This is a genomic window from Candidatus Sysuiplasma jiujiangense, from assembly GCA_019721075.1.
Taxonomy (GTDB): Archaea; Thermoplasmatota; Thermoplasmata; order Sysuiplasmatales; family Sysuiplasmataceae; genus Sysuiplasma; species Sysuiplasma jiujiangense.
Map to the genome: position 1 here is coordinate 1 of JAHEAD010000037.1, position 6,768 is coordinate 6,768.

Here is a 6,768-nt window from a genome sequence, read left to right on the forward strand (position 1 = left end):
GATAACGGAACAGGCCATAAACAGCACGAACCATGGCATAATCCTGAACCCCATCAGCCAGCCGGGGAATTTGATACCGGGGCAGAATGCAACATGGCTTCTGGATCCGGAATTCAGGAACGGAACTCTCCTGACGCCATCGCAGATACAGAATTCAACCTTCCAGTTCATCATAACAAATTCATCGGGTTTCTTCCTGCCAGAAATCATCAACCACACAGTGGATCAGGGATACCTCAGGGTTACATTTTTGCCAACAGTCAACGGGTCGATGACGTTCGCCATGAAGGAAACGTTCGGCAACAACTCAGGGTCCTATTCTTATCAGGTAAATGTTATCCCGATCACACCAGTTTCGGTAGGCCTCCAGGAAAGTGTCAGCGTTCCATCAGTAATCCAGGTCAATAATGCCACCGTCGGGACCATCACGTTCTCGCTCATTTCCGGTGGGTCTGTGGGTCTTGCGCCGACGTCCTCCCAGACGGATGCCCTGATAGCCAATACGTCGGTGGAGCTCCTGTACCATGGATCATTCGCCGCAGTCATACTGCCGTACTATGACGGGGCGGGAGTGGCGGCATTCTCCGTGAATATCTCCTCAGTGGGAACCGGATACTCGATCCTGGTCATAACCCATTCCACCAATATCTCGGGGCAGGCAGTCCGCTTCACAGGTACATCCCAGGAATTCACTGTCTCCACACAGTCGCCGTCAAACCCGCCCCAGCCCATAACGAGCCTGAGCATCGAGAAATTCCTCACCAGCCCTGCGGCAATCGCCCTGGAATTCATTGCCACCATCATAGGCCTCCTGGCATGGCTCGTCCCCAAGGCGGACGCAAAGAAGGAGAAGGAGAAGGAGGACCTGAACCAGGCTGAGATAGTGGTTGAGGGCGGCATCGCACTGAAGATCCTGGGCGGCATTCCCCTCTCGACGCCCGAACAGGCATGGTGGAATGCAATTCCTGAGGATACCCGGAAAGGCTTGATGAGGGAGGGGACGGCAGGCAAGAGGACCCTGTTCCCCAAACCAAAGATAAAGGCAGAAAAGAAGGTTGATTGAATGAGAAAAAGCATGAAAATATTTGGATTGGCCATTGTGATAGCATTCGTGTCGGCCGCAGCTGCGGCAATGACGGCTCATACGGGAGTGGAGACGGGACCGGCAGCAGTCCAGGCAATGCCTGATGTGGCAGGGAACCTGACTAACGGTACGGACCCGGCATACTCGGAGATAAACATGTACATCTTCGCCGAGGATCCGGGCCTGCAGCTGTACATCACTGCGGAGCCCGGAGTGGTGGCGCCCATGCTCACGACCTTTTCCGCGACGCTGCATGCCCCCGGGAACAGTTCATGGTATGTCACGGACAGCGCCCTCAACGGGGGAAGCACCGTGCTCGACAGCGGGACATTCTCATACGTCACGACGATCACGCTCCAGGGCACGAACTCCGGAGTTGCCAACTTTACTTTCCACATCACCTCCGGATCCCTTGGCCATGCCATGGCATTCTCATACCTCCTGGAGTTCATGTCTCCCACCACGTATATCAGCTACGAGCACCAGAAGACCGTGGCTCCGGGGGAGCTGACGTATGGGCAGGGAGGTGAGATAGCCGCGGGAGGCATAGTTCTGGGCCTTGGCCTCCTGAGGCTCTTCCTGCCGGTGATGCGCAGGAAGATACAGAAGGACAACAAGAAAGAGGGGATGGTGCTGCTTGCCTCAAACTGAGGACGAGAAGAACGAGCAGATGAACCCGGACGAGGGAGGGCCTTTCCGCCTGGGAAAGCTCATAGGCACAAATAAAAGGGAAGTCACGCCGGATGCCACCAAGCTCACGATAGTCAACATTGAGGACACAGCCGGATACGGCGCAAGATTCAGGGACTGGTTCCTGCGGAACAACGGGCCGGCGACCCTTCTCATAATGCTGGTCGTGATCATATCCTACGTCGTCCCCTCAGAGTATTTTCCCCAGGCGACGGAGCTGGTGTTCGGGATGGTCCTCATGGCCATAGTGCTCGCCCTCATCTCCGCATACGAATATGAGAGGAGGCAGGACAGGCACCACAACATCTTCGTGGACCAGATCAGGATCAAGCTGAAGGAGACGGTTGTGGCAAGGGAGAAGACCAAGGAGGGTGGCGTGGAGACCAAGGTGATAGTCCCCAAGATCACGGAACGGAGGATCTACCTGGCGAAGGACTACATGTTCGAGGGAAAGAAAGGCGACCCGTACAGGATAGAGAAGTACAACTGCCAGATTGTGGGGGAGTTCGGGAAGATCATCGACGTTTCATACGTGGACGAGACCGGAAGGATACTGATCGGAGAAGGGGAAGGCGACATCCCCTCAGGCCTCATAGTCAAGATAGCATACCCGTCAAGGACGGAGCTGTCAGAGGAAGTGAAGAAGGCCGAGAAGCTCAGGAAGGAGGGCGGCATCCCGGAGAAGGAGTTCCTTGAGTTCAAGGGGGCGGTGGACCAGTACAACCTGTGGAGGGATCAGGTCATAGAGAAGGCCACCAAGCATGGGATCTCCATGATTGACATCGATGCGATGAACAGGAAGCAGAGATCATTCTTCGTTGCCCTTGCGAAGGACTCCGTCAGCTACTGGCGGGGAGAGGCGCAGGACCCGGTTTCGCTCCAGGAGTACAAACAAATGGATCCGTCCATCCTGATGCCGAAGCTCCTCAATATCATCAGGGATCAAAACGACTACAGGGCAGACAAGCTGGACTACATGATCAACAGGGAATCCGATAAGATAGAGGCAGAGATCGGGGCCACGTTCAACATCGCAAGGATGGATGGCCGCAGCAAGGAGGCGGTTGAGCAGTTCCTGGTTGAGCAGAGAAAGGCCCTCGTGTCAGTCCAGAGCAAGACCGAAAAGGAAATGGAGGAAGAGGTAAATGGCCGAGGAGAAGACACAGAATAAGGCACCCCCGTCACTGGTCCCCGAGGTGAAGAGGAAGATCATGGCCATCCTGGTTGGATCGGGCATGGATCCCGCTTTGGTGGATATCATAAGCGTCATGGACCCATTCAAGATCCAGCTGTTCATAGGCCTGTACCAGGCATACTCGAGCATGCCTGACTACGTCCGGAAGAGGGCAGAGGAGATCCTCAACATTGACATGGCCGATCCGCACATCAAGAAGCTCCTTGAGGATGATGTCAACAGGGGAGCGTGGGACAGGGAAAAATACCTGGACTGGGCATCCGGATTCTACCGGAAGGTTCTGGTCATGAGGTTCGTTAAGACTGCAATGCATGAGTACATGAACACCCTCGCATCCTCCCAGGAGAGGGCGAGTTTAATCCTGACCACTCAGCCGGATAAGGTGAGGATAGCATGATTCCTGGCGACCAGTTCATCGACCCGAACCAGCAGGAGGCACTGCGAAGAAGGGCTGCCTGTTTCGACTTCATGGTCGAGAACGCCAGGAGGGGATCCGGTATCCATGTCTGGGACGCCCAGGTCCTTGCGACCCTGGTATCCATCCTGTACAGATCGCTTCCGGTGAAGAATACGTCCCCCCGGGAGATAGGCGAGAGATTTGAGGAGGACTGGTATGCATACCGGCGCAGGGTCGACGACCTCTCCACAGACGGGAAGATAAGCAGGGACGAGTATGCCTTCAGGGTGTGGTCCGAGACCGCAGATTTCATAGAACGATGCACGACATTCATGAATGACACGCTCTTCGTCCGCCTCGAGAAGAGGAAGAAGGAGCCCACGGTGGGGGCGGCCTATGAGCCAAAGTGATGACTACGTCCTCCCCGGCTTCATGACCCTGGACAGGGCGGGGGAAGGTGGCCACAATGCGATCCTGATGGGGGCTCCGGGGCAGGGAAAAACTTCCATCCTGCAGTACCTTTCCACCCTGGCAGTCCAGGGCAGGGACGTCTACGGCAATAGGAGGGAACCTCAGGCCGGGATATGGAGGGCAAGGCGCCATGACAAGTATCTCGAGTTCTTCGCCCTTGGAATAGGCAAGCTGATGCTCCCTGCAGGATCGTCATACACCCTGCAGAAGATCTATGCCGGAAACAGGATCGAGGAGATATCCGTCGACGACCTGGAGGATGCGGGGCTCGAGTATGCATTTTACGGCAGCCCGCAGGACGTGGTCGATAGCCTGGAGGTCGGGAAGATCCTCTGCATACTCTTTCCAGGCACAAGCATAGAGGAGACCAAATTTTACGCAGAGCTCTTCCAGGCCCTGGTCAACCGGAAGTCCCAGGAATGGGTGCACATGGCCATTGACGAGGCGGGGGACATCCTGGCGCCATACAATACGGATTCATACCGGATTCAGAAGCTCTTCATCGATTCGGTGGCTGATTTCAGGAAAACGGGCATCAACTCGGAATTCTCCTGCCATTCCTATACGGACCTGGACTACAGGATCCTCCCGAAACTGCCGTACCACATCTACAAGAGGGGAGCGAAGAGGATGCCCGCAGAGACCAAGAAGCTGAAGCAGGAGACAATCAACAGGACGGAGATCAGTGAGGCCTGGTTCACCACCGGGCCATTTTTCGACAAGCTGATTTTCCCGGAGATGAAGACCGAGGCGAAGCTGGACTTCAAGCTGCAGACCGTATCGAGGACCATGACGGTGGAGACGGAATGATCTACGCCCTTTATGCCCGTGTCAGCCACGACGACAACGTCCAGGATCCGGAAGTGCAGCTTGAGCCTATGAGGGAATACCTGAGGAAGAAGAGCATCAGCTGGAGGGAATACATAGATCTCGAGACGGGCAGGACCATCGAGAGGGAAGGATACCGGAAGGCCATGGCAGAGATCGAGGAATGGGACACGTTCATGGTGTTCCTCCCCGACCGGCTGACAAGGGAGGGCCCGGAGAGAGGCATAACCGAGGTGACGAGGATCCTCGACGAAGGGAAGGCATTCCAGATCTTCATGGGCGGCATCATTATCCAGGACAGGATGACCGCAATAACCCGAATGACACTCAGGACCTTGTTCACGATGGCAGCCTTTGAATCTGACATCATTTCCGAGCGTACACGGGCGGGCCTCGACAAGCAGAGGGCGACCATAAGGGAACAGGGCTATACAATCAGCAAGAGGTCCGGGAAAAGGATCGTAGGACTGGGAAGAAGCCCCACAGTCAGCATAAAAATAGAGGATATCCTCCGGCTGAGGGACCAGGGCAAGTCGCTGTCGCAGATTGCAGCCGAGCTGGGCAGCAAGAAGTCAACCATTCACTCTATTTTGAAACGATCCTTCCGCTGACCGGATTACATGCATTACACATGTTACACATATTACATGGCTGCTTGCCGCCATGATTGCCCTTTTCATTCCCGGCGCTCCCGCAGCCGCCGAAGCAGCTTTCTATATATTCTTTCCCGATGGTTTTTTTGAAAATTTTCAGGCCAAATCGAACGAAGGCGCACGCTTGGCGGACGACGCCCCATTCCCATGTGATGCCCATACCGCATTATTGCGGCTCTGCGGCGTTCACGGCTGCCTGGCATCGCCCGGAGTTCCGGACCCCCTTCCCCCGGATTTTTGGATCCATGCGATATTAATAAAGTAACATGATTTAGGGGGGGCGGGGGTCGAAAAAAAGACGAATTTCGGAATGCCCCGGCATCAGGGAGATCAGGAATATTTTTAGTATGCGATCGCATGAATAAGCCATGGCAGCAGAGTTCAGGAGCAGGGGGAAGGGAAGCGCAAGGAAGGTATACCCGGTGAGTGCACCGGCGCCAAGGCTGGCAAGGAGCACAGACCCGAAATGGATACAGGCATCGGACAACCCGAAGCACAACGGGTACGTCCGGGAATACATGATGGACCATTACGGGCCTGAGGCATTCACCGAATCGGGCACCATAAGGATGGACTACCTGGAGAAGGCGATCCAGGAGACCCATGACAGGCATGAGATTACATGGGAGAAGAGGCTCGTAAGGGCCCGCACCCTGAAGAACATCAGCCGTGAAAAGGGCAAAGAGGCATCGGCTGCGACCTGATTCATCAATCGCCGAATTTTTTCCCCTGAGCTCAGCTGAGATCTCACACTCGAGGGCCTGAGATCTCGGATATTAATTATGGAAGTGGTTCCCAACAGAAGCCGCTCCGCCGGTGATTCGGCATTTGACGGTTATACTGTGACATGGATTATGGCCACAATTTGGATCCACGTCATGTATAATTCATGAGATTAATCACGTGAATTAAAAATTTATTTCTCCGGATGGTCTGCCGCTGCGTGTTTCAGCAGTTTAACGGGACGAGAAAAAAATGTTCAAGCTGCTTCTTGGATCCTCCTGTTCACGACATACCTGGTTTTGTATAGAAATTCCAATATCTGTTCACAGTTCAGCCCATATGTTCACGAAATTGACGGTTTGTTCATACACTGTGTCAAGATGGAATTAAAATCCATCTTCATAGCAGTTCGCTCCTGTTATATAAAGATTAGTGGAACAATCTTCCATGATACTATACTTTTGTTCCGTCATCTATTTTATACCGAAAAGGCAGGTAATATTCTATGGCAAACCCTTTCAAACAAGGCTTAAATCAAATTATAAGAGGTCAGGATAAAAATAAAATTGAAAATTTTTAAGAAATGATTACTTCTTTTTCCCGTTCACTTTCACACGCACAGGGACAAGAACGACCATCGTTCTGTCTCGTCTTTTCTTGCTGATTCGTTTGTTCATCACTTCCCTCCATTGTTCTTTATAAGTTTCTGCAGGCGTTTGCGTTTTGC

General features: G+C 53.7%; 8 protein-coding genes. All 8 read left to right on the forward strand.

Annotated elements, in window-relative coordinates; translation table 11 throughout:
* Positions 1 to 1,063 (forward strand): hypothetical protein (locus KIS29_11015; GenBank protein MBX8640855.1); only part of this gene is annotated, 1,063 nt, incomplete at its 5' end.
* Positions 1,064 to 1,735: a hypothetical protein gene (locus KIS29_11020; protein MBX8640856.1), complete on the forward strand. Its 672-nt coding sequence runs from the start codon at positions 1,064 to 1,066 to the stop codon at positions 1,733 to 1,735. It begins immediately after the preceding gene.
* Positions 1,722 to 2,945 carry a hypothetical protein gene (locus KIS29_11025; GenBank protein MBX8640857.1) on the forward strand — a complete coding sequence of 408 codons (1,224 nt, stop codon included), beginning with the start codon at positions 1,722 to 1,724 and terminating at the stop codon, positions 2,943 to 2,945. The genes KIS29_11020 and KIS29_11025 overlap by 14 nt, the downstream gene beginning before the upstream one ends.
* Positions 2,920 to 3,366 (forward strand): hypothetical protein, encoded by a 447-nt coding sequence (locus tag KIS29_11030; GenBank protein MBX8640858.1) that lies wholly within the window; start codon positions 2,920 to 2,922, stop codon positions 3,364 to 3,366. The genes KIS29_11025 and KIS29_11030 overlap by 26 nt, the downstream gene beginning before the upstream one ends.
* Positions 3,363 to 3,776, forward strand: a complete 414-nt coding sequence (locus KIS29_11035; GenBank protein ID MBX8640859.1) for a hypothetical protein — start codon at positions 3,363 to 3,365, stop codon at positions 3,774 to 3,776. Before KIS29_11030 ends, KIS29_11035 begins: the two co-directional genes overlap by 4 nt.
* Complete coding sequence (locus tag KIS29_11040) at positions 3,763 to 4,647, forward strand: hypothetical protein (GenBank protein MBX8640860.1); 885 nt, start codon at positions 3,763 to 3,765, stop codon at positions 4,645 to 4,647. The genes KIS29_11035 and KIS29_11040 overlap by 14 nt, the downstream gene beginning before the upstream one ends.
* Positions 4,644 to 5,276, forward strand: coding sequence for a recombinase family protein (locus KIS29_11045; protein MBX8640861.1), 633 nt, complete (start codon positions 4,644 to 4,646; stop codon positions 5,274 to 5,276). Before KIS29_11040 ends, KIS29_11045 begins: the two co-directional genes overlap by 4 nt.
* Positions 5,277 to 5,686: 410 nt before the next feature.
* Entirely contained in the window at positions 5,687 to 6,022 is a 336-nt protein-coding gene (locus KIS29_11050) for a hypothetical protein (protein MBX8640862.1), read from the forward strand.
* Positions 6,023 to 6,768: the final 746 nt, after the last annotated feature.